Here is a 22,960-nt window from a genome sequence, read left to right on the forward strand (position 1 = left end):
ATCCTTTAGTGCAATGGTTAAGCGATAAAATGTAAATAAAAACTGTTAAAAGTATTAAACGCAAAAATGACAGTTTTCAGTATTTAAACCAAAGGTTCCATCACGGCTAGATAAATGATTTAAGCCAGATGATTCCCCCATTTTGTAACCTTCAATGAGTGTAGTCGATTTCATCGTAAGTCGTTTTACTGCAAAGTCTTCTGGTGGTGCTATCACTCGAATCGTCGTTCCTTCAGGCGGATTACGAATAAATTCCAATGACTGATTATAGTTCTCAGCACGAACAAGCATGGCTTGCGCTATTTGTGGGTAACGAGCTAATATTTTAGTCATTAACCAAGGCGATCGTGCTGGTTTCATTTCATAACTTAAAGGGTGAGACAAAATTACGGTAATGTCTCTCGCCCCTCGACGGTATGCTTCTTTTACTGGTATTGAATCAGCTACTCCACCATCGGTATAACAACCACCAGAAAAGCAAGGTGTTGATTTATAAGCGATAGGTAAAGCAGTTGTTGCTTCAAGAACATTATTTAAATTACTTTCTTTTACTTGATAATAGTCAGCGTTACCACTATCAATATTAGTTACTGCCGCATACATAGGAATAGAAGAAAATAAACGTTCAGAATCTAAGGGATGTCTTCTGTTCGACTCCTCAATTAACCATTTCACATCAACAAGATCACCGCCGCGAGCAAATCGTGTGGGATTAAAAAAGCGCTTGTGGGTTGCAAGTTTCGTAATGACATCAAAGCTACGTTGAGGTGCATAAGAAAGATACCCTATTAGATTCGATGCTCCGGCAGAGACTCCAATGGCGAAATCATAAGGCATAAATTCTTTCTTCATAAAAGTGTCCAAAACACCGCTAGCAAAAATGCCACGCATTGCTCCACCTTCTACGACTAATGCACTCTTGACCATACTCTCTATTTAACCCCTAAAATACTGTGGGGATAGAATAAACACTTTAGAGAATAAGAGATAATCGCTTGTAGTTATAGCTGTGATTCGTAAAACCTATCAAAAATTAGATTTACATCATGAACTCGATTTATAACTTACCTTTCAGCAAAGAATAGATTGAACCTTTAAATTAAAAGGTTTAATAAACATAAAATTATAGTATTTATTCTAAATGAAATAACTTTCTTCCTATTCACCTTCATTTAATGAAATGCATTTCGCTGCAAGATCTATTTTTTATTCTCCTTTTCTTTCCTGTTCTCTCAGCATAAAAACTACACATTTACTATTTTTATCATTAAATATTAATAAGTTACCAAATAATTCAACCTGATTTACGATTACATAAAACACAATTAAGCACTAAATTAAAACAGGATTATTACAATACAGTAATAATCATTTACTGTTTTTAGTATTGTTTGAAGAGCAAGAAAGGCGAAAAATGCCTCCCATCGTTTGAGCAATCAAATCATCAAACTAATTAAGAGATCTCCATGGCTACAAGCTGTTTGAATAAACAAATAACAAAAATATTAAAATTAATTAAGAGAGATAAAATGACTATTACAAAACTACACCCAGCTATTGATAACGGCTTTGCGGCAACTGACGAAAACTTCCAAGGCGGAACATTACACTGCCAATGTAAAGAGAATAAAGTAGCAGTAAAACTTACGGCGCAAACAGCTCATAACCATGCTTGTGGCTGTTCTAAATGTTGGAAACCTAAAGGAGCTATCTTCTCTCAAGTAGCGGTAATTTCACGTGATAACGTTGAAGTCATTGCGAACGCAGATAAATTAGTGGTTATCGATGAAGCGGCAACAATCAAACGTCACGCTTGTAAAGAGTGTGGTACTCACATGTACGGCCGTATTGATAACCAAGATCACCCATTCTTTGGTTTAGATTTCGTTCACACTGAATTGTCTGAAGATGCAGGTTTCTCTGCGCCACAATTCGCTGCATTTGTTTCATCTATTATCGAAACGGGTACTGATCCTAAAGACATGGATGCTATCCGTGCTCGCTTTGTTGAACTAGGTCTTCCAACTTACGATTGCCTATCTCCTGCGTTAATGGATGCAATTGCAACTCACATTGCTGCACAAAATAAATAAGTTTATTGCTATTTATAATTGATAAATAAAAAATCCGGATCACCCACTGAATGATCCGGATTTTTATTACTATTTTATGTATTTATTAAGACTCAAATAATGAAAGATATTCACCATAACCTTCTTTCTCTAAATCCGCTTTTGGAACAAAACGCATTGCAGCTGAGTTCATACAGTAACGTAATCCTGTAGGCTTAGGTCCATCACTAAATACATGACCTAAATGTGAATCTGCAAATTTACTGCGGATCTCGGTACGTTTACTGAATAATGAAAAATCATCTTCTTCAGTTATATATGCTTTATTGATTGGTTTGGTAAAACTTGGCCAACCCGTTCCTGATTTGTATTTGTCTGTTGATGAGAATAACGGCTCACCACTGACGATATCAACATAAATCCCCTCCGCTTTATTATCCCAATACGCGTTGTCAAATGGACGTTCAGTGCCTTCTTTTTGTGTTACGTAATATTGTTGCTCAGTCAGCATCTTCTTAATGTCTGATTCTGATGGCTTAGCATACGGCTTAACATTTTGAGCCATTTTTTGCTCATCAATGTACTGACGTAGCGTTTTCGGCTTTTCTTCTCTATCTTCACCAAATACCGAATCTAAGTATTTATCACGACCTGAACCATTACGGTAATACTTATAACGAATTGGATTACGTTTGTAATAATCTTGATGATAATCTTCTGCTGGCCAAAACTGTTTAAATTCAATTAACTCTGTCGCTAATGGTTTTGGATAGATCTTAGCAGCATCAATCTCATTCATGAACTCTTGAGCAATCACTTGCTGCTCTTCATTATGGAAAAAGATAGCAGGACGATACTGTGGACCTCTATCAACAAATGAGCCTTTGCTATCCGTTGGGTCGATATGTCTAAACAGCTGATCAAGCACTTGCTCATAACTTACGATCTTTGGATCAAACGTCACTTGGATCACTTCTATATGACCTGACTTTCCTGATGACACTTGCTTATAGGTTGGATTTTCAAGATCTCCCCCTGAATAGCCTGAAATGACATCCACCACTCCATCTAATTTTTCTAAATCAGATTCAGTGCACCAAAAGCATCCTCCTGCGAGAGTGGCTACCTCATAGTCCCCTTCCATGGGCTTACTCATATCTTCAGCGGTAGAAAAGAAACTTGTTATAACAGCAAAAAATGAAGCGAACAGTAGAGCAACTGTTGTGATTTTTAATCGTGATTTCATGGTAACCTCTTTATGGTTTCTTATTAATATAGTTATCAGAGTGATATGAATCTAGAAAGTTGCAAAATGTTATCAACTATTAATTATGTGTTATAACTTTTAATTATTAAGATATAACGCATGGCTATGCTAGATAAGTCGGACGATTTATTGATTCAGTGCATCTTTTTCTGCACTTTCTTTCGTTAGAGTGATCTTATTATTCCCTATCAATGAAAGAAGAGAAGTCATGACTCAAGTAAATCAAGAACGTTTAGTAAATCACTTCCTAGATATTATTCAGATCGACAGTGAATCAAAAAATGAAAAAGCGATTGCAGAAGCATTAGCAGAGCAGTTGGGAGAGCTAGGCTTTACGGTATCAAAACTACCTGTACCTGAGCATGTATCAAATGGCTTTAATATTTACGCAAAATTAGAAGGTTCATTAGAGGGCAGCATTGTATTTAGCTCTCACATGGACACTGTAACTCCGGGTAATGGTATTGAGCCAATTATTGAAGATGGTGTGATCCGCTCTAAAGGTAACACTATCCTTGGCGGTGATGATAAATCAGGTATTGCTGCTGTAATGGAAGCGGTACGTGTGATTAAAGAAAACAATCAAGCACACAAAACACTAGAACTTGCGTTTACAGTTTATGAAGAAGGAGGTTTACACGGCTCTAAAAACTTTGATATGAGCTACATTCAATCTAACCACGCTATCGTATTAGATTCAGGTGGCCCTATCGGGACTATCATTACTTCTGCTCCTGGCCAACAAAACCTAAAAGTAACTATTACTGGCCGTCCAGCACACGCAGGTTTAGCGCCAGAAGAAGGCATCAATGCCCTAACAGTTGCTGCAGACGCCATTACTAATATGACACTGTCTCGCATTGACGAAGAAACAACAGCTAACATAGGTGTTGTCCGTGGTGGTCAAGCAACAAACATTGTAATGCCAGAGTTGTACATTGAAGGTGAAGCTCGCTCTCTAGATGATGAAAAGTTAGCGAAACAAGTTGAGCATATGGAATCAACCTTTAAAGCGGCAGCTGATAAGCACGGTGCTGAAATCGAGATTATCTCAACGCGTGCTTATAATGCTTACAAAATTTCAGACGACAATGCACACGTAGCGAGTATTAAAGAAGCGTTTGAAAGCATTAACATTAGCCCATTCACTAAACCAACGGGTGGTGGCTCTGATGCAAACGTATTTAATGAAAAAGGCTTAACAACGGTTAATCTTTCTACAGGTATGTCTAAAGTACACACCACTGAAGAGTTTATTAAAGTCTCTGACATGGTTGATATTACGCGCTTTGTTGCGGCGTATTTAACTCGTTAATCTGAATTCGTTTTAATTCAACATAAATAAAAAGAGCCACTCTAATTAAGGTGGCTCTTTTCTATATATGATTTTATTTCCCAGTCATTATTTGTTGGAACAACAAGCTGGTTTCACAAATATCATGATCATGCGAATGCCCTTCATGTTGGTTCAAATAATTCATTACCACTTGGCTTTTCGCCGTTAGTTGCATCCCAACATTACCATTATCAATCATTTTTGGTACGCCTCGATATACTGTGGCTGCAATATTGATATCATTAATTACTTCAGGTTTTACGGTGTAAGGATTCTCATCTAGCACAGTGAAATCTGCAAATTTACCGATTTCAATCGATCCTACCGTCTCTTCTAGTCTGGCAGTATAAGCAGCGTTAATAGTGATTGCTTTCATCGCTTCATCAACCGTAATGCGCTCTTGCGGGCCTTGAACCGTTTCACCTGATAAACCAATACGATTCACGGCAGCCCACACTAAACTTAATGGTTGAGCTGGTGCCATCGGTGCATCTGAATGTAAAGATAACACCCCTCCAGCATCAATAAATGAGCGTCCTCTCGACATCACTTCTGCTCGCTCTTTACCGATCCCTTTCTCGCTATATAACTCAGCCAAAATATGGGTGTAATACGGATTAACACTAAAGTTTGATCCCGTTTCAACCGCTCTTGGGATATCATCTTTATCTGTAATACCTAGATGATGAAACCCCGTTCTATGATCGCAACGCGGCACCTCCGAATTTAATGTTTCAACAATATCAACAGCGGTTTCAAATCCAACATCACCATTCGCGTGTATTACAACCGTATAACCATCTTTCCAATAGGGGCGCATGCTGTCTTCAAGCTCTTGTGGGGTTTGTAACCACTCACCTTCATGTCCATCAATATAACCCTCTTTTAAATGCATCAATTGGCTATACATCGCACCATCCGTAAATAACTTAACGTATTTTGGTAACCAACGGATTTGTTCATTCTCACTGTAAGTTTGAGTTTGACTCTCTGCAATTACTTTGCCTTTTTCTGCGTCATATCCTCCCATGGCATAAGTAAAGTTACCCGCAGGGATCAACCAATAATCCAAAGCAAGCGTATCTTCCATTAGGATATCAATCATTTGATCATACATTTCAGGAGTAACAACCACACCGGGATCAATAGCTGTTGTGATCCCCCCCGCCTGAACATAATCACGAGTACGCTCCATACCTGTGGCAAATAAACCACTTTCCACCATAAACTCTAACACGTCATTCAAGATTACTTTGGCACCATTTTCATAGGCATGCCCTTTATCCCAATCCAATTGCGCGTAACCTTGTCCTTCCCCCGTCCATGAGACTTCACTCCAGCCAAACATTTCCATTGCTGCGTCATTAAAATACAACTCGTGAAAACTTCGGTGCCAAACAATTATTGGTCGAGTATCAGAGATCGCATTCAATTTCTCTTTACTCATTTCACTGCCATGAAAGTAATTATGGTAACCCCATGTCAATAAAGAAGTTTCTTTATCTTTCATTTCAGATTCGATTTCTGTTAAGCGAGCGAAATAAGCATCATTACCTTGTGTCCCTTCAACATCTCCCCATGGAAAATTCCAATCTGCAGGCGTAATAAATTCAGAACCTAATAAAATAGCACTGAGCCATAAATGAATGTGTGGCTCAACAAAACCGGGGGTGATTACTTTATCTTCAAATTGATCATCAATCGTAAAGCTTGGATGCGATTGATATTTTGTAATCAATGTTTCTTTTTCTCCTAAATCAACAATTTTGCCCTCTTGAACCACCACAGAATTTGCACCTATTGGCGTCTTGTCTGACATGGTAAGTAATTCATTTGAAGAATAGAGAATTATCGGATTTTGACTAACAGCAGAAGCATCATAAGTCGGTGTATTCGTTTGTGTGCAACCGACCAGAGCAGAGAGCGCAATGGCAATAGAAGAAACTTTAAATAATCGATTCATAATTTTTGCCTTTCATAATAAATTTCAACTTGTGAGCCACGGCATACTTCAGCGTGATGCTCTGTAATAAAGCCATATTACTTATGAATCGACGTTCTAAATAATGCATTATGATGGGAGATACCCAACATTGGAGTGACTATGTTTTCTTATGAACACCTAACCTCATTTTGCGCTACGGTTGAAGAGGGAAGCTATAGCCAAGCGGCTCGAAAACTAGGAAAAGATCGCACAACGATTAGAGAACAAATCAAAGCATTAGAAGATAGCTATGCAATTGAATTGTTTGATATTCAAGGAAAAAAAGCCATTGCTTCACCGGCAGGACTTGCTATCTATAAGCAAGCAAAATTATTGGTTAAAAACAGTGAAAAACTCAATTTACGTATGATGAATAATTACCAACAACCGATCACTCAGTTGGATATATTTCACGATATTATTGTACCGAATTCTTTAATTTTATTAGTGGAAGAATTTATAACCAATGCATTCCCTCATATTAAAATTCATTGGCTTCACCGTAACAGAGATCAGGCGTTGGCATCTCTGGTTGAAGGTAAGCATCAGTTAGCTATCATGCAAAATAAACCATCGAATGAAACACAATTCCCAATTGGTTTTTTGAATTTAGGTACACATAGTTTCTCAGCTTACTGCAACCCCATGCATCCTATAACTCAGTTATCAAACTTATCATTATATGATTTGCAGCTAGAAAAACAGTATATTAGTGAAAATCATTACAACACCATGCCTGAAATTTTTGCAGTATCCACCGATTTACGTTTGGTCAGCAACAATGATGTCCTACTTAAGCTTGTTAGACATGATGGCTGGGCATTAATGAGTAAAGGGTTAGCTCAACCTTATATTGATAACAAGGAGTTGATTGAAATTAAGATCAAAGAACTATCAAATGATCTTCAAATTGGCATTTCTTTTTTTTACCCTCTTACGCTTGAACTAAATGACGAAATACAGCAGTTAATGACATTTTTACGTCAATATGCTCAACAGCATTTAAATTAAAAAAGCCCCCTTATCATTATTGATAAGAGGGCTAATTTTCAGAGACCTAAAAGAACCATTTCACACCAATCTCTGCTTTAAGCTCTGCATCACCTTCTATCGCATATCCATTTGGTAAAACGACATCTGCACTGCCATATTCTAACTTTGTCATTAGCCACTGAGTTCGATTCGATTTCATTGGGGCATTGAACATGACATTAAACGAACTTGATTCCATCTCCACCACATCACCCGTTGCTTTAAAGTATTCCGGCCATAGTTGTAAAAAGGCACCGCTATCACCAACGGGTTGAGTCACAAACATATTAATCATATAACCATCGGCAGATTCATCAAACACGTCACCCACAGTATAAGCAAGGTTTGGAAACACCATTGTCCCTGCTGTGTAAGCGGGGTTAATCAAAGCGATAGCTCCTAATGAAAGCAGCGTTGTGTCTTTTAACCCTTCTCCTTTCGTGGTTCCAGTATTACCATTTTGATGAATTAAATCGGCTGAAAAACCAACCCGTGGCATTAATGGATTATCCATCGCATGAACTTGAAAGTATTGTGCTCGGCCCCGTTGGTAATCAAACCCAAATTGATCTTTTCCTTCTTGTTTGGCTTTATCGTTACCAAAAACACCTTCTACAAAACCCGCAAATTGTATGTCTTCACTCCATGCCCCAGTAAACATCGATGACACCCTAACATCAGCATCAGATGTGACAAACATAGCCGCTTGGGTATAAACACGAGTTAAATCGGATGGGTCAATCACTTCATTCTCTTCAGCCAACACAAAATTTGGAAACATCATCAATACGGAAATACTAGCCACTATTTTTTTCATGCAATCACCCGCCGTTACTTATTCGATATCAGCAACTATAAGTCCAATAAATCAAACTAAAAAAGGCATTATGAGGGGAGAATTCAATCATATGAAACAGGAGTAAATGATAAAAATAAGATGTTGGATTTATCCCATCATGATGCATTAGTAAATAAACCATAATTATACTATGGTTATTTCAGCGGTCATTATCATTGTTTTTTAATAAGGTGGTGCAGCATGAACATATCAACTAATGGCATTATTTATGTCGTCGCATTTGTTCTTATTTTGGTTGTTGGTTTTCGAATCTATACGATTAAACAACAATTAATCCAAATAAATGAACACGTCCCTACCCAATTAGAAGCAACTCATATCTATGACTATTTACTCTTTAATCAACGTTAATGTATTTATTCATTGGATGATGATTACAATTAAAGACCAAGATAAAAATTAGAAACAGTTCACGGAATTACCTCATAGAAGAAAAGCCGTTATCAAACCCAGTTATGATGAGTTTTTACGATATTTTCATATTAAAGGATTATTTATGAACTTCGTTGACGGTGTATTACACATCGAGTCGTTTCTTGCTATTACACTTGGGATAATTGTTCTTTTCTTAGGTCGTCGACTAACACAGATGAGCTACTGGCTAAAAGAATTTAGCATTCCAGAACCCGTTTCTGGCGGTATTCTTGTTTCTGTTCTTTTCGCCATTCTCCACTACGTAACGCAGATTGATGTCTCTTTTGATTTAGCTACTCGAGATCTTCTACTGGTTTACTTCTTCACTACTATTGGCATTAACGCTAGTCTGAAAGATCTCTTTAAAGGTGGCAAACCTCTCATCATTTTATTAACCATCACCATCGGGTACATGTTTATTCAAAACCTCACAGGGATAGGGTTTGCTTTGATGCTTGATCAACCCGCTGTTTTTGGTTTGTTAAGTGGCTCAGTCTCTTTAATTGGAGGTCATGGAACCGCTATCGCATGGGCACCAAAGATTGGAGAGCAGTTCGATTTAAACACCGCCATGGAGATAGGCATAGCAAGTGCAACCTTTGGACTTATTCTTGCCAGTTTAATGGGTGGACCAATCGCAAAATACTTAATTAATAAACACAATTTAAAAGCGACTGAAGGCGAAAAGGTTGATGTTGGAACTCAGCAAGATTCTAAACAAACTCACATTACTTCTTATGATTTCTTAGATGCTATACTCGCGATTCACATCTGTATTATCTTAGGAGCTATCTTAAATGAAGTTGTGTCTGGGCTTGGGTTAGATCTTCCTTTGTTCGTAAGTTGCTTGTTTGCTGGTATTTTAATTTCTAATCTAATTCCTAGCTCTTACCCTCGTTTAACCGGTACTCGTTGGCCTGCACGTAAACCTGCGGTTGCTCTGATAGCAGATATGGCTTTAGGGGCGTTTTTATCGATGTCTTTAATGAGTATGCAATTATGGGCTTTAGTGGATTTAGCTGGCCCTATCTTTATTATTTTGGCTGCTCAGTTCTTTATTGCTATATGTATTGCCATCTTTGTTGTCTTCCCTCTTATGGGAAAAACGTACGATGCTGCGGTCGTGTGTGCAGGGTTTGGAGGTATATCACTAGGGTCGACCCCAACAGCGATGGCAAATATGTCAGCAGTGGCGCAGAAGTATGGTAATTCACATCAAGCTTTTATTATCGTGCCTTTAGTTTGTGCCTTTTTTATCGATCTCGCTAACGCGCTGATTATCCCTTATTTTATTAAAATAATCGGATAGCCGCATATCTAGAAAGCGCTTCACTGAAAAATAGATCTCAAAAACAGAAGCATGATCAAGAGGCCAAATCCTTCTTGATCATGCTTCTGGATCAACAAATAATCTTATTGAATTGCTTTAATATCTTCAGTCATTGATATTAGGGTTGATAAGATCTTCTCCCCATCCACTCGTAAACCATTATGCTCATACTCACTGGTCATCCATGCTCTAGAGTTAGGAATAGATGTTAGCGTTTCACGAGAGAAATCAAACTCAACAAACATATCATTGACATACGTTACTGCCGCCACGGGAACCGTATTCTTTGCTAATTGTTCAGTATTGTATAAATTTGGCCAATCAGACTTTTCCGCCAAAAGCTCTGCAGCAGATTTTAAAGGCTTTAACGTTTCAAGTTGGTCAAAGAACCATGGATAAACCATTTCACCGGTAAAACGCAATGGAGCGCCTTTCTGATGGTTAAATTGAGGGTAACTCTCCCTAACACGGTGTGCAGACCACTTTGAAGCGTTATGTTGACAATAAATCGACTCATGTAAAATCGCATAAAGTGGATTAGTTAAGTGCGCTTGTTGTGAAAGTACATAATTCAAAAAGCCATAACCTAACTCTTGTTGGCCATTTACATCTACAAAAGCTGTTTCTAATTGAAAATAGAGCTCTTCTGGTCCACCCGCCATACCAAAACAGATCCCCATTTGTTGAAACTGCTCAACGGTAAAGATCTGGCCATTAGGCAAAGTAACCGAGTGATCTAGTAAGCTGTTCGCAATGCGATCACACAGCTCTTGCGCTCGTGGGAATCGAGCAAAGAATTCATTATTTTTATCTAGTGTTCGCTTGTATGTCGCATGGTAAACATCATCTATATTGCGTGAGATAGAAGGAATTCCACCAGTAATATACGAAGCCAGTAAGCTTTCCGGAAACAATGATAAGTAAGTAAGTGAACAGAACCCACCAAAACTCTGGCCAATGATGGCCCATTTATCAACGCTAAAATGCTTTCTAATCGCTTCAGCATCACGAACAATATTATCTGCTCGAAAGTGGCTTAAATATTCTGCTTGTTTTATCGGATCTAAGTGTTGGATCGTTTGAGTTGTGATCGGAGAGCTTAATCCTGTACCACGCTGATCCAATAAGATCACACGATATTGATCTAAGGCACGCTTTAACCAACCAGAATTACTGAGTGGACGAGCAGCAGGGAAACCTGGTCCACCTTGAAAATAAACTAAATATGGAAGATCAAGATCGCTGTTTTCTGCTTTTACTAATTCTCGAACATAAACGGAAACATGATCAGGGGTAGATGTGTAATCATCGTAATTAAGTGGCAAAGTAAAATGATGAGATTGATACTTTACACCATCAAGATAAAAAGCGGGTTCAGAATAATTGAGCATGACACTTCCTTATATCAAAGTTACCTAACAAACCAGAGATAATATTGCTAAGTAAGTTATTATTTTAGTTATCTATTTTTATTATTTTTCAGCCGCGACTACTGATATTTCAACAAGCAGTGCTTCACGAGCCATACTTGCTTCAATACATGCGCGTGCAGGAGCGTGACCTTCCGGTACCCATGCATCCCAAATCGCATTCATTTCAGCAAAGTCTTTCATATCTTTAATGTAGATCGTGGCTGATAACATGTGCTCACGAGAGCTGCCTGCTTGATCTAGTAGTAGATCTACTTTATCAAGCATGGTTTGCGTTTGCTCTGCTATGCCTTTGGTTGCATCAGCACAAACTTGACCACACAGATAAACCGTTCCGTTATGCTTAACGATACGACTCATGCGCTGTTTTGTTTCTTGACGTTCAATCATGCTTACCTACTTCTAAAATATTAAGGTGGAATTTAGAGTATTAGGGTAATAAAAAATGAAAGAAAATACGAGGACTCTTCGCGTTAAAGCCTTATTTCATAATGGAAGAATGATCATGGCCTCATAAGATACGGGGAATGTGATGAGGATTTATTGATAGATAAAAAAACGGCGAGCACTAGGCTCGCCAATACGATTATTGAAACCAATAAAAGTAAGATGTGTAACAATATGAGCCAATCTTTCGATTGGTAAAGGACAAAGGTTGTCTATTCGTTAGAGATAATAACCTTCAGCCACATTCATTTGTCATCACTATGTCAGAGTAAAGCTATAACGTTGTCAATGATTTAATTACCCTGCCATTTCATCTAAAGCACGCAATACATCTTGATCATAGTTCTGTAGAAAAACCAATTTACAGATCTTTCTTCGAACAGCAAGTCCAGCGATCAGGTTTTCAATAGATAAGTGTTTACCTTGATCTTGGCTATTATAAAACTCGATCGTTTTACTCAAGGTTTCGTAGGGTAGAACTTCACCAGCAACGTGTAAATAATCTAGCTTTTCAAGCAGTTCTTTACATTCTTCAGAAATAGACGAAGAACTGTGTCCTGTCATTGCTGATAATGCAGTAATACTTCTCTCTAAAGCCTGTTCTGAGGTGTATTTCGTTAATGTTATCGTTAATTCATCCGCATTGATTTCTGCTGAATGTTTACGAAGTTTAACTCTTCGTCCTAAACGGCCAGATTTATTTGGGCTATTTCGTTTAATTGGGGCAAATTCACCATCTATAATTGTGGAAAGCTGATCAAGCTCTTGCTTAGGCATGATCTCATTACGTAATGGATTAGGCATTGTTGGAGCCATGTTACGTTTGCCTGCATTTGTGGTTCGTGCTCGAGAATAACGGATCACTTCCTCTGGATCACAACGAATATCAACTTGATAATCAGGCAATTTTTCATTGTTATCTAGCATAGAGATCGTCAAATGATACCCCCATAAATTCACAATAAATAATTCATCCGTTACTTTATCTTTCGCTAATTTCTTTAGTTCACGAATCAGATCTAGAGAAAAACGTCTCCAATCGACGTTACGAGCGAGTTTTTGATTTATTTCGCTTAGGAGTAGGTTATCTGTCATTCGGCGCGCTAGACGGCTTCTGAAGAAGCTATAGAGCTGAAATACCAAGGTGTGTTGCTTTAAAATCTCAGGTGGAAACAAAAAGAAGTAATCTTTGGTCAGTAATTCATCATAAAACGAAGGTTCCCATACCAAGATATACAAATTAGGCTTGATCTTAATTTCACCATCTTTGCCTTCTTTTGGTGCTTCATCAGACGCTGTAATGGTTCTTGCTAGGAAACGAAAGCGATCACTTTTAAATCCTTTAGGCATATTTTCACTTAACCAACGTCCAGTTAATTCATGTAACTGAAAGTCAGTAAATTCAATACGATCAATACTTTCACGAATAGAATCACGGGCTGGTCCGGAGTCTTTTTTACCACGTAAAGTTAAAATATCCGTAATATAAATTGGAGTTTTATTCCCCATGGTTTTAGTTTGGATATGGTAGTCGTCTTGGTTATGATCGTGGTATTGAACGGTCAACGTAAACAGAGCGAACAGTGTCATAAGATCATCCACTGTCATTATGTTTTTTGATGATCTAGTTTCAATGATCGCTTTGGTTCCAGAGATCGCAACCATTGCTTTTTGATAATTTTTACGCGTACGTGGTGGCGCTAAAGCTTGATCTATAATACCTGCCCAATTTGTTGGTGATACGACAAATTGATCGGCTTCATCACGCATACTTGGTGGAATGCTTAATCCATGCTCTGTTAAAAATTGGCGATTAACTTGTGTTTGAGCTAGAGCTTTTGAACGTTTTTGTTTTTCTTGTTCATGACTTTGTTCAGATTTTAAGCTTGTAATTCCTAAAGTAGAAATTAAATGAGATGGATTGATAAATTTATGAAGCATGGTTTTTCCAGCAAGCCCTTGTTCAAATCGAACAGGGGATTGTTCGAATAAACCAATACTTACTGCTGTTCTTAATCGTTGTTGAATAGCCGCTCTGGTTAAATGTCCATCTGTTGCTTCAATGATTTCAGTTGTGGAAACTAAACCGTCAGGTGAAGAAAAACCTTTTAATGAAATTAGATTCATTAATTCTAAGATACTTTTTGTGACACCTTTAAAATGTTGGTATTGGGCGATCCAATCAACTAGATTTGTTGGTATTTCAAATAAGTGCCCCCCCTTGTGATCTCTAGGAAGAGGGATATAGATCTTTTTGTTATCTGTTGTTTTTATATGATTCATTTTCAACTGACATTCATTGTATTTTAATCATTCTTTCGCATAGATTAAATGAATTGGATCTTTAAAGAAAGAAAAAATTATTATTCTTTTAAACTGATCTTTATGATTATTATTGATCTATATGATTATATTGATCTATGATCTGGTCAGTAAATTGCTCGCAAGTTACTGTTTATAAACGAGTAAAAAAATACAAACTTGAAAGCATGATCAAGACTTTAATGAAAGCATGATCAATATATGAATGGATCAATGATCATTAAAAGATAAAAGCATGATCATAGTGTTTCTGAATCAATGATCATCTATTTTACTGAAGAATGATCATGAACTAATCACAAGTTATCCACAGTTATAGCGCTTATAAGCTGATTTTGCCTTTAAAAAAGAAGATAAATTATTTTTTGATCTTGAATTAGATCTAAATGAGCTGTTATTTGGTTTTTTTATTAAATCACCTGTTGTAAATATCCATTTTTTTAATTGCAGTTGGTTTATTTTAGATCCAGAAGAATGATCAAGTTGGTTTATTTGTTTGATCTACTTTTATTTCGATGTCTCGATCTTCTATGAAGCCTTATTGAATATACATTCCATGTAAGTTAAGTGTCCCATTTCATGCTTCCGTTATCTTGAAGTTCTTGATCATGCTTCTTATTATAGGTTTTCAATTTACAGTCAATATTACCGTTATTATTGCTATTTTTACCCTTGATCATGCTTTAATTTGTATATTTTGTATTGAACCATGTGTTAATTATTGAGCGCATTTTTCTTATTTTATTTTTGCTTTTTTTTATTGAAAGTACATAAGCCGTAATTTAGCTATTTAATATCACGCTTCCGTAAAATTTACACTGTAAATTACCAGTTAGTGACGCTGTAACACTTTTTATGATTAGTTTATTCTTGGTAATTATCGCTGTAAATTGGTATTTAAATTTAACATAAATGACAGCTTTGTTAGTTATTTTTTCTTTTTAATGAATATCACATAATTAAATATATGTTCAGCAATTTGTTGATATAAACCTTTATTGCTGTACAATTCTTTTTATAGTTACATTACTGGCGAATATTATGAATAGAGAAAAAACCATTGCCAATTTGGCTGCATTGGCCGAGCAGACGCAACAAGTTCAGTCTGATCGTATTGAATTGGTTCTTGAAGAAAGAAATAACGAACATTTCCCTCCAATGTCGAAAGCTATGATGGAAACTCGTTCTGGGTTAACAAGAAGAAAATTGGATGAAGCAATTACTCGATTAGAATCTGAGGGACACCAATTTACTAAAAATAATGCTAACCATTATTCTATCTCATTAACAGAAGCGCATATGTTGATGGATGCAGCTGGAATGCCTGCGTTTCATGAACAGAAAAAAAATGCAGGTAATAAGCCTTGGGTTGTAAATGTTCAAAACCAAAAAGGTGGTACTGGTAAGTCAATGAGTGCAGTACATCTTGCTGCTTGTTTGGCGCTAAATTTGGAAAAGCGTTACCGTATTTGTTTAATCGATTTGGATCCTCAAGGGTCACTACGTCTTTTCTTAAACCCTCAAATTAGCGTTTCAGAGCAAGATACCATCTATTCAGCTGTTGATATTATGCTGGATAATGTTCCTGAAAATGAAGTTATTGATGGTCAGTTTATGGCTAAAAATGTACTTCTAAATACACAATATCCAAACTTAAAAACCATTTCTGCATTTCCAGAAGATGCGATGTTTAACGCAGAAGCGTGGCAGGATCTATCAACAAATGGTTCATTAGATATTGTTAAGTTATTAAAAGAAAAGGTTATAGACCCAATTGCAGATCAGTTTGATGTGATCATGATTGACACTGGTCCACATGTTGACCCATTAGTTTGGAATGCAATGTATGCATCGAATTCACTGTTAATTCCATGTGCAGCAAAGCGTTTAGACTGGGCATCGACAGTTAACTTTTTCCAACATCTACCAACTGTATATGAAATGTTCCCTGAAGATTGGCATGGACTAGAATTTGTTCGCCTAATGCCAACGATGTTTGAAGATGATAATAAAAAACAAGTTTCGGTTTTAACTGAAATGAATTATTTATTGGCGGATCAAGTGATGATGGCGACAATTCCAAGAAGTCGTGCATTTGAAATTTGTGCAGATACTTACAGTACTGTTTTTGATTTAACCGCGGCTGACTTTGAAGGTGGTAAGAAAACGTTAGCTGTTGCTCAAGATGCAGTGAAGAAAAGTGCATTAGAGTTTGAGCGCGTCCTTCATAGTCACTGGAATTCGTTGAATAAAGGGGAGTACTAATCCATGGCAATTAAAACTTCTGATCTAAACGCAAAGCTGTTTGGTAAAACAAATAAACGCCGAGCAACAACACCAGTTGAAGCACAAAAAGCAGCAAAATCTCAAGCTCAAGTAATTGAACTTGCGGTTGCTGGTGAAGATATGGTGACATTTGAATTACGTAAAATTCCAGCAAAAGATGTGCGTGATTCTACGGTTGTTTTTGCTGAAAATGCTCGTGAGCAATCATTTCTAACTGAGCATGCTTTATCAGATATTTTAACTACACTTCGTGATCGTGGTCAGCAATATCCAGCTGTGGGCCGTATTGTCGAAGGTGGAAAAATTGAAGTTCTTGACGGTAGTCGTCGTCGTATGTCATGTATTTTGGCAGAGCAGGACTTCTTAATTTATGTTGCTGAAGGCATTAATACTAAGCATGCTAAGTTTCTTTCTGATGTAGCCAATGCGCATAAACCGTTATCATTGTATGAGCGCGGTAAAGAGATGCATGCAATGCTTTCTCGAGGCGATGTTGCTGATCAAAAAGAGCTAGCAAAAGTATGTCAGTGTAGTGAAGCATTAGTGAGTGGGGCATTAAAGGCCGCAACATTACCGTTAGAGCTTCTTCAAGCGTATCCAAGTGTTAGCGAAATTGGTCGCCCTACCGTAGTTAAGCTTCATAAGCTCTATAATACGCTCTCTGAAGAAGATAAAAAAACCTTACTTGAGCAATGTGCTGGTGAGCAAGGGGCTGTTTGGACACGTTCTGCGGCGCTTGGCGTTAGTAGAATGACTAAAGAAGTGACAGAACTTATTGAGGTTTGGGTTGAAGACTTATTGCCAAAAAGAGAAGTGGCTAAGCCATTAAGCACTGAATTGGTAAAAGGTCGTGCATCATATAAGCGTAAAGGCTCTGCTTTAACACTTAACCTGAAAAAAGTTGATGACGCATTGATGGAAGACATCCTTGCCTATATCAGCCAAAAAGTATCTTAATAGTTTTTATTCGCTATTAATTGTTTAATAAAAAACGCCGGATTTAGTTAACTAAGTCCGGCGTTTTTTTATATTTGAATCTTTAGTTTCAAATTAAACTAATGGCGCAAGATCCGCTGGACGGTAGTTTACTGATTTTAAAACCTTACCCTGCTTAATTACTTTGCTGTCTAGCTCTACATTTTTTGCACATTTAGCAATGATAAATCCGCCTTTTTCAGTCGACATCAATTCAATTCCTTGCTCTGCGTAGAATGCTTTTGTTGCCTGGTATTCATCTTCTGTTTTGCATACTTTGCTCATGTTGCTTGAATGAACTTCATCCCAACACGGTACAAAATCGATATTTAAGTTTTTTGCTACGTTTAATAGAAGATCAATTAAGTATGAGATACTTAAATTATCTTCAAGATCCTTAGTTCCTAAATGTACAGCACGACCCATTAATACATAAACCGTATCGACAATCGCATCAGCTTGTTCAATCTTACTGTCTGCTTCTGCTAATTCGGTCAGTTCTTCAATTGCTAAAGAGGTATGCAGAAGATCATTTTTTTCATCTAATGATTCAGGTGCTTCTACTGCTAAGTCAAAGGTACTTCTAAATTGTTCGATATCTTGATATAGCTTTTGGTAAATTGGTTGAGTAAGTTGACTTAAATGCATGGTCATTCCTAAATGATGAAGGCTTAAATATAGCAAGCATTATACCTTTTCTCGATTTGTATCGTCATACTTTCTTTTCTTAATAGATAGAAAATATTCATCTCATGCTACAATTTACGCATAATATCTTCTTATGTTAATGGACTTTTCTGCAATGCTTTCTGCGCTGTCATTTCTAAATACACTATCTTCTTATGCTGCGAATGGTTATATCCGTTATCCCATTTTGCTTGAAGGTTCAAAGCAATGGTGTGAATCATTACTAGACTCTTTTTTTATTCAGCAAAGTTCTCGATTTACCAAAATTGAATTGTACGGTGATTTGACTATTTCGAAGTATGCGGCTTTTCCTATTAAGTCAGCGTTAAAGAAGTTAGGACAAGAAACCGATTGTTTGGTGATTGATATTTCCCATGAGTTTAATGCGAATGCGATTAACGCAGTTTGTGGAACCGTCATTGGTGGAGGACTAGTTTTTTTCATTCGTACTGACGATTCTTCGCTTCCTACTGTTGTTGATCAATGGTTTTCCCAATATATAGAGCAAATGGTAAGTTTAAAGGAAACAGAAACTAGTTATGAATTACCTTTAATTCCGCGCTTAAAAGATGAAGCGTTTAAATCTGATGCAGGTATTCACCGCTCATCAGATCAAGAACGCGCAGTAAAAGCCATTCAAAAAGTGGTTACTGGCCATTCAAAACGACCGCTTGTTATAACTGCCGATCGTGGAAGAGGTAAGTCGTCAGCCATTGGTATTGCAATTGCAGAGTTAGCGATGGAGCGCTCTTTAATCATTGGTGTGACAGCACCACTACGAAACAGTATTGATGAAATATTTAAACATGCAGAGCGTGTTGCGTCTCTTAATGGTTTAAAAGTAGAGAGTCAAAAAAATCAGTTAATGATTAATGAGTCTCAGATCATTTATATTGCTCCAGATGAATTACTTAGAAACCCACAAGCTTTAGATTTATTGTGCGTAGATGAAGCCGCGGCAATTCCTGCTCCTATGCTACTTTCATTCGTAGACCAATATTCACGTATGGTTTTTTCTACTACGATTAATGGTTATGAAGGGACGGGACGTGGTTTTGAAGTTAAATTTAAAAAACAGCTTTACAAGAAAAGACCAAACACTCGTTCGCTTGAAATGAAACATCCAATTCGTTGGAGTAATAATGATCCACTAGAAGCATGGCTTTCTTCTGTTTTTCTACTTAATCACGAGGAACAGTCAAACTCTTTATCAATCGATACGCCAATGACTACTATTGATTATCGTTGCATATCGGTGTCTCAATTAGTGAATCAAGATGATCTTGCTCAATCTCTCTTTTCTCTTTTAGTATCGGCTCATTATCAAACCTCTCCAAATGATTGGATTTCATTATTAACCGATCCCACGTTGCGTTGTTGGATTGGAATAGAAAAGTCGACTAATAAGTTAGTTTGTTGCGCCTTGCTTTCTAAAGAGGGAGAGTTAGACCTTGATATTATTAATGCAGCTCAACTTGGTAAGCGACGTCCAAAAGGTCATTTAGCAGCAATATCATTAACTCAAACATTATGTATTGATGAACCAGCATTTCAATCGAGTATTCGTGTTATGCGTATTGCTGTCGACCCGAGTTATCAGCAGCGTGGTATTGGGTCCAAATTTATTAATGCGATAGAAAATAATTACAAAGCCAAAGGTGTCGATTATCTTAGCACTAGTTTTGGCTCTACTGCGGAGTTAAACCATTTTTGGTATAAACTAAATTTTCATTTTGTACGTTTAGGAATATCGAAAGATAAAGCAAGTGGCACCCATTCCTTATTAGCAATAAAACCATTAAGCCATCGTGCATTTTCTTGGGTATCTATAGGAAATGATTATTTTACTACTTCGTTTCCTGAACAATTAATGTCGACATTTTCAAGTCTTGATTATAACGACGTTCTTAGTCTTTTGAAGGGCGTATCATTTAAAGAGAAATTTTCGCCTCTTATTAATAAAAGACTGGAGATTTTTGCTTTAGGTGGGCTTGGGTATGAGTTACTACAATATGAGCTTCGTTATTTCATTTTAAGTCATCTATCTGCTCTTGCTCTTTTATCTGAGGCACAGAAGAAGCTTGCGGTAACTAAGATTCTTCAAGTTAAACAGTGGTCAGTAGTTATAGAAGAGTGCAACTTAATAGGAAAGAAAAACGCAGAGTTACAACTAAGAGAACTCGTTAAATCTTTGCTAACCAATTTACAGTGTAAATCGTAAACCCTCTATATCCTATTACTATGATTTACAGTGTAAATTGAAGATGTCATCTCTACTCAATTTACACTGTAAATTCACAGCACCGAATACCTCATAATGCTTTAGACTTCAAAATATAATTAATAAACCTTAGTGACTTGCGATGAAATACGATATTCTAATGTAATCGAAATGTTATTCATTGACGTTGTAATCTAGGGAATTGGAAATGAATGAGAAGGGATTAAACCGCCTTAATAAAGAAGAGCTTGAGTTCGTTGATGATAAAACAGCTGCGCTACTTCTTAATACCCCAACAAACGCTAAAGTTATCTTATGGATTATTGTTGTTTTCTTTTGCATCGCAGTTGCTTGGGCTTCTTGGGCAGAAATAGATAAGGTCACTGTTGGCCAAGGAAAAGTTATCCCATCATCTCAGTTGCAAGTAGTTCAAAACCTCGAAGGTGGGTTAGTCAAAGAGATGTTGGTTAAAGAAGGTGATCAAGTTACCAAAGGTCAACAGTTATTATTAATTGATGATACTCGTTTTCGTTCTGATTTTAGAGAAAGAAAAAAACAGCTGATTAACCTTACTGCAAGTGCGATGCAATTATCTGCATCAATGGACAGTATTTTAATTCAAGAAGTGAACAGTAAAAAGCGTTGGAAAGACTCTGTAATTATAACTACAGACAAATTAAAGTTTGATGATGCGTTTGCAAAAGAAAATCCAATTGTAGTCAGACGTCAAATCGCTGAATACAAAGCGGATATGAATAACTTAAAAAACCGTATTTATGTATTCGATCAACAAGTAAATCAAAAGCAACAAGATTTAGTCGAAATTAAAGCTCGTACGAGAAATTTGCAAGCAAGCTATGGACTGGCAAAAAAAGAGTTAGATATTACTAAACCACTCGCTGATGAAGGGGTTGTTCCTCGTATTGAGTTATTGAAACTTCAAAGACAAGTGAACGATACCAAACGTGAGTTAACTTCTACGCAATTAAAAATTCCAGTTTTAACATCCGCGATTCAAGAGGCAGTATTAAATCGTATTGATGCAGCACTTAAGTTTCGTTCAGAGCAACAAGAAAAATTAAATACGACTCAAGATAAATTGTCAGCATTAACTGAATCTCAAGTTGGGTTAAAAGATAAAGTGAATCGAACGGTTGTGCTGTCTCCTGTAACGGGAACGATTAAAAAAATATACATCAATACGGTGGGGGGAGTGATTCAGCCTGGTATGGATCTCATTGAAATAGTACCAACCGAAGATACTCTTTTAATTGAAGCTAAAATTGCACCACAAGATATTGCTTTTTTAAGACCTGGATTACCGGCGATTGTAAAATTCAGTGCGTATGATTTTACTCGTTATGGTGGATTAAAGGGGACATTAGAACACATCAGTGCAGATACGATTCAAGATGAAGAAGGCAATAGCTTTTATTTAGTTCGTGTTAGAACATCACAAGAAGACTTAGCAAAGAAAACTCAGTTTTATATTATTCCTGGAATGACAACTACGGTTGATATTATTACAGGAAAACGAACAATTTTGGATTATTTAGTAAAACCAATAGTTCAAGTTAAAGGTTCAGCGCTAAAAGAGTAATGTGCAACATAGGGAGTGTACGAAATAGTGAAAACAAGATGGTTATTCATTATTCCTTTTGCCATATTTTCTCTAACTTCTATTGCTTTAACAAAACAAGATAATATTTGGATTAAAGCAGTAAAAAAAGAATATGGCGACAGGGCAGCAAGGCGAGTGAATGCATGGCGTGAACTCATTTCAGAATTAGATGGAAAAAAAGAAAAAAAGCAATTAGCTGAAGTTAATCAGTTTTTTAATCAATTGTATTTTGTTAATGATATTGATTTATGGGGAAAGGCTGATTACTGGGCAACGCCTCTTGAATTCTTAGGAAGTAACGCGGGTGATTGTGAAGATTTTACGATAGCAAAATATTTTTCGCTTTTAGAGTTAGGTGTACCAGATAAAAAATTGCGATTGATTTATCTTAAAGCATTGGAGCTTAATCAGTTTCACATGGTACTGGCATATTATCCAACCCCCTCATCAGTACCGTTGATCTTAGATAATATCGACAAAGAAATTAAACCAGCGACAGAACGAACCGATCTATTACCTATTTATAGTTTTAATGGTCAGCATCTATGGCTAATGAAAGGTAAAGGAAACGGGCAACAGGCAGGAGAATCATCTCGATTAAGTTTATGGAATGATTTAAGAGCAAGAAATAAAGGCCTGAGATTAAACCACCCAATTATAAATTATGATGAGTAGTG

Annotated in this window: 18 protein-coding genes; 10 read left to right on the forward strand and 8 right to left on the reverse strand. The window is 36.9% G+C overall.

Annotated features, from left to right (window positions below; genetic code table 11):
• Positions 1–54: 54 nt before the first annotated feature.
• The gene (locus PVK71_RS03375; RefSeq protein WP_274417709.1) at positions 55–927 is read right to left on the reverse strand and encodes a patatin-like phospholipase family protein; all 873 of its coding nucleotides are present in this window, start codon (positions 925–927) and stop codon (positions 55–57) included.
• A gap of 602 nt (positions 928–1,529) precedes the next feature.
• Here PVK71_RS03375 and gfa point away from each other — a divergent pair.
• A complete protein-coding gene (gfa, locus tag PVK71_RS03380) occupies positions 1,530–2,093 on the forward strand; it encodes an S-(hydroxymethyl)glutathione synthase (RefSeq protein WP_274417708.1) in 564 nt (187 codons plus the stop codon).
• An 85-nt stretch (positions 2,094–2,178) separates the two neighbouring features.
• On the opposite strand, the gene msrB is transcribed toward gfa, so the two are convergent.
• A complete protein-coding gene (gene msrB / locus PVK71_RS03385; RefSeq protein ID WP_274417706.1) occupies positions 2,179–3,318 on the reverse strand; it encodes a peptide-methionine (R)-S-oxide reductase MsrB in 1,140 nt (379 codons plus the stop codon).
• A 229-nt stretch (positions 3,319–3,547) separates the two neighbouring features.
• Between msrB and PVK71_RS03390 the strand changes: the two genes are divergently transcribed.
• Entirely contained in the window at positions 3,548–4,654 is a 1,107-nt protein-coding gene (locus PVK71_RS03390) for a M20/M25/M40 family metallo-hydrolase (RefSeq protein ID WP_274417705.1), read from the forward strand.
• A 73-nt stretch (positions 4,655–4,727) separates the two neighbouring features.
• Here the strand turns inward: PVK71_RS03390 and PVK71_RS03395 are convergent, their stop codons facing one another.
• A complete protein-coding gene (locus PVK71_RS03395; protein ID WP_274417704.1) occupies positions 4,728–6,638 on the reverse strand; it encodes an amidohydrolase in 1,911 nt (636 codons plus the stop codon).
• Positions 6,639–6,779: 141 nt separating this feature from the next.
• Here PVK71_RS03395 and PVK71_RS03400 point away from each other — a divergent pair, with 141 nt between their 5' ends.
• On the forward strand, positions 6,780–7,670 hold the full coding sequence (locus PVK71_RS03400) for a LysR family transcriptional regulator (protein WP_274417703.1): 891 nt from the start codon (positions 6,780–6,782) through the stop codon (positions 7,668–7,670).
• Between the two features lie 46 nt (positions 7,671–7,716).
• Here PVK71_RS03400 and PVK71_RS03405 read toward each other — a convergent pair whose 3' ends face one another.
• Positions 7,717–8,508 (reverse strand): hypothetical protein, encoded by a 792-nt coding sequence (locus tag PVK71_RS03405; RefSeq protein WP_274417702.1) that lies wholly within the window; start codon positions 8,506–8,508, stop codon positions 7,717–7,719.
• A 222-nt stretch (positions 8,509–8,730) separates the two neighbouring features.
• Between PVK71_RS03405 and PVK71_RS03410 the strand changes: the two genes are divergently transcribed.
• Positions 8,731–8,901, forward strand: coding sequence for a hypothetical protein (locus PVK71_RS03410; RefSeq protein WP_274417701.1), 171 nt, complete (start codon positions 8,731–8,733; stop codon positions 8,899–8,901).
• A gap of 145 nt (positions 8,902–9,046) precedes the next feature.
• Entirely contained in the window at positions 9,047–10,273 is a 1,227-nt protein-coding gene (gene gltS, locus PVK71_RS03415; protein ID WP_274417700.1) for a sodium/glutamate symporter, read from the forward strand.
• 104 nt (positions 10,274–10,377) lie between these two features.
• Here gltS and PVK71_RS03420 read toward each other — a convergent pair whose 3' ends face one another.
• The 3 genes from PVK71_RS03420 to PVK71_RS03430 form a co-directional block, all read right to left on the reverse strand.
• Positions 10,378–11,685: an alpha/beta fold hydrolase gene (locus tag PVK71_RS03420; protein WP_274417699.1), complete on the reverse strand. Its 1,308-nt coding sequence runs from the start codon at positions 11,683–11,685 to the stop codon at positions 10,378–10,380.
• An 81-nt stretch (positions 11,686–11,766) separates the two neighbouring features.
• Positions 11,767–12,114 (reverse strand): RidA family protein, encoded by a 348-nt coding sequence (locus tag PVK71_RS03425; protein ID WP_274417698.1) that lies wholly within the window; start codon positions 12,112–12,114, stop codon positions 11,767–11,769.
• A gap of 354 nt (positions 12,115–12,468) precedes the next feature.
• The gene (locus tag PVK71_RS03430; RefSeq protein WP_274417697.1) at positions 12,469–14,454 is read right to left on the reverse strand and encodes a replication initiator protein RctB domain-containing protein; all 1,986 of its coding nucleotides are present in this window, start codon (positions 14,452–14,454) and stop codon (positions 12,469–12,471) included.
• A gap of 1,080 nt (positions 14,455–15,534) precedes the next feature.
• On the opposite strand from PVK71_RS03430, the gene PVK71_RS03435 reads away from it, so the two are divergent.
• Both PVK71_RS03435 and PVK71_RS03440 read left to right on the forward strand, forming a co-directional pair.
• A complete protein-coding gene (locus PVK71_RS03435) occupies positions 15,535–16,758 on the forward strand; it encodes a ParA family protein (RefSeq protein WP_130046015.1) in 1,224 nt (407 codons plus the stop codon).
• A gap of 3 nt (positions 16,759–16,761) precedes the next feature.
• Entirely contained in the window at positions 16,762–17,736 is a 975-nt protein-coding gene (locus tag PVK71_RS03440) for a ParB/RepB/Spo0J family partition protein (protein ID WP_274417696.1), read from the forward strand.
• A gap of 93 nt (positions 17,737–17,829) precedes the next feature.
• On the opposite strand, the gene PVK71_RS03445 is transcribed toward PVK71_RS03440, so the two are convergent.
• The gene (locus PVK71_RS03445; protein WP_274417695.1) at positions 17,830–18,402 is read right to left on the reverse strand and encodes an SAM-dependent methyltransferase; all 573 of its coding nucleotides are present in this window, start codon (positions 18,400–18,402) and stop codon (positions 17,830–17,832) included.
• A gap of 139 nt (positions 18,403–18,541) precedes the next feature.
• On the opposite strand from PVK71_RS03445, the gene PVK71_RS03450 reads away from it, so the two are divergent.
• The 3 genes from PVK71_RS03450 (at position 18,542) to PVK71_RS03460 (ending at position 22,958) form a co-directional block, all read left to right on the forward strand.
• Entirely contained in the window at positions 18,542–20,662 is a 2,121-nt protein-coding gene (locus PVK71_RS03450; RefSeq protein ID WP_274421750.1) for a GNAT family N-acetyltransferase, read from the forward strand.
• A 208-nt stretch (positions 20,663–20,870) separates the two neighbouring features.
• Positions 20,871–22,262, forward strand: coding sequence for an HlyD family type I secretion periplasmic adaptor subunit (locus PVK71_RS03455; RefSeq protein WP_274417693.1), 1,392 nt, complete (start codon positions 20,871–20,873; stop codon positions 22,260–22,262).
• Positions 22,263–22,289: 27 nt separating this feature from the next.
• Positions 22,290–22,958, forward strand: coding sequence for a transglutaminase-like cysteine peptidase (locus PVK71_RS03460; protein WP_274417692.1), 669 nt, complete (start codon positions 22,290–22,292; stop codon positions 22,956–22,958).
• The last annotated feature ends 2 nt before the right edge of the window (positions 22,959–22,960 follow it).

Origin of the sequence: Aliivibrio sp. S4MY1 (assembly GCF_028765545.1) — a bacterium.
GTDB lineage: Bacteria > Pseudomonadota > Gammaproteobacteria > Enterobacterales > Vibrionaceae > Aliivibrio.

What these genes read in the sequence shown, in the direction of transcription:
- PVK71_RS03375 (WP_274417709.1), bottom strand. Translation starts at nt 927, where the DNA reads ATGGTCAAGAGTGCATTAGTCGTAGAAGGTGGAGCAATGCGTGGCATT.
- gfa (WP_274417708.1), top strand. Translation starts at nt 1,530, where the DNA reads ATGACTATTACAAAACTACACCCAGCTATTGATAACGGCTTTGCGGCA.
- msrB (WP_274417706.1), bottom strand. Translation starts at nt 3,318, where the DNA reads ATGAAATCACGATTAAAAATCACAACAGTTGCTCTACTGTTCGCTTCA.
- PVK71_RS03390 (WP_274417705.1), top strand. Translation starts at nt 3,548, where the DNA reads ATGACTCAAGTAAATCAAGAACGTTTAGTAAATCACTTCCTAGATATT.
- PVK71_RS03395 (WP_274417704.1), bottom strand. Translation starts at nt 6,638, where the DNA reads ATGAATCGATTATTTAAAGTTTCTTCTATTGCCATTGCGCTCTCTGCT.
- PVK71_RS03400 (WP_274417703.1), top strand. Translation starts at nt 6,780, where the DNA reads ATGTTTTCTTATGAACACCTAACCTCATTTTGCGCTACGGTTGAAGAG.
- PVK71_RS03405 (WP_274417702.1), bottom strand. Translation starts at nt 8,508, where the DNA reads ATGAAAAAAATAGTGGCTAGTATTTCCGTATTGATGATGTTTCCAAAT.
- PVK71_RS03410 (WP_274417701.1), top strand. Translation starts at nt 8,731, where the DNA reads ATGAACATATCAACTAATGGCATTATTTATGTCGTCGCATTTGTTCTT.
- gltS (WP_274417700.1), top strand. Translation starts at nt 9,047, where the DNA reads ATGAACTTCGTTGACGGTGTATTACACATCGAGTCGTTTCTTGCTATT.
- PVK71_RS03420 (WP_274417699.1), bottom strand. Translation starts at nt 11,685, where the DNA reads ATGCTCAATTATTCTGAACCCGCTTTTTATCTTGATGGTGTAAAGTAT.
- PVK71_RS03425 (WP_274417698.1), bottom strand. Translation starts at nt 12,114, where the DNA reads ATGATTGAACGTCAAGAAACAAAACAGCGCATGAGTCGTATCGTTAAG.
- PVK71_RS03430 (WP_274417697.1), bottom strand. Translation starts at nt 14,454, where the DNA reads ATGAATCATATAAAAACAACAGATAACAAAAAGATCTATATCCCTCTT.
- PVK71_RS03435 (WP_130046015.1), top strand. Translation starts at nt 15,535, where the DNA reads ATGAATAGAGAAAAAACCATTGCCAATTTGGCTGCATTGGCCGAGCAG.
- PVK71_RS03440 (WP_274417696.1), top strand. Translation starts at nt 16,762, where the DNA reads ATGGCAATTAAAACTTCTGATCTAAACGCAAAGCTGTTTGGTAAAACA.
- PVK71_RS03445 (WP_274417695.1), bottom strand. Translation starts at nt 18,402, where the DNA reads ATGCATTTAAGTCAACTTACTCAACCAATTTACCAAAAGCTATATCAA.
- PVK71_RS03450 (WP_274421750.1), top strand. Translation starts at nt 18,542, where the DNA reads ATGGACTTTTCTGCAATGCTTTCTGCGCTGTCATTTCTAAATACACTA.
- PVK71_RS03455 (WP_274417693.1), top strand. Translation starts at nt 20,871, where the DNA reads ATGAATGAGAAGGGATTAAACCGCCTTAATAAAGAAGAGCTTGAGTTC.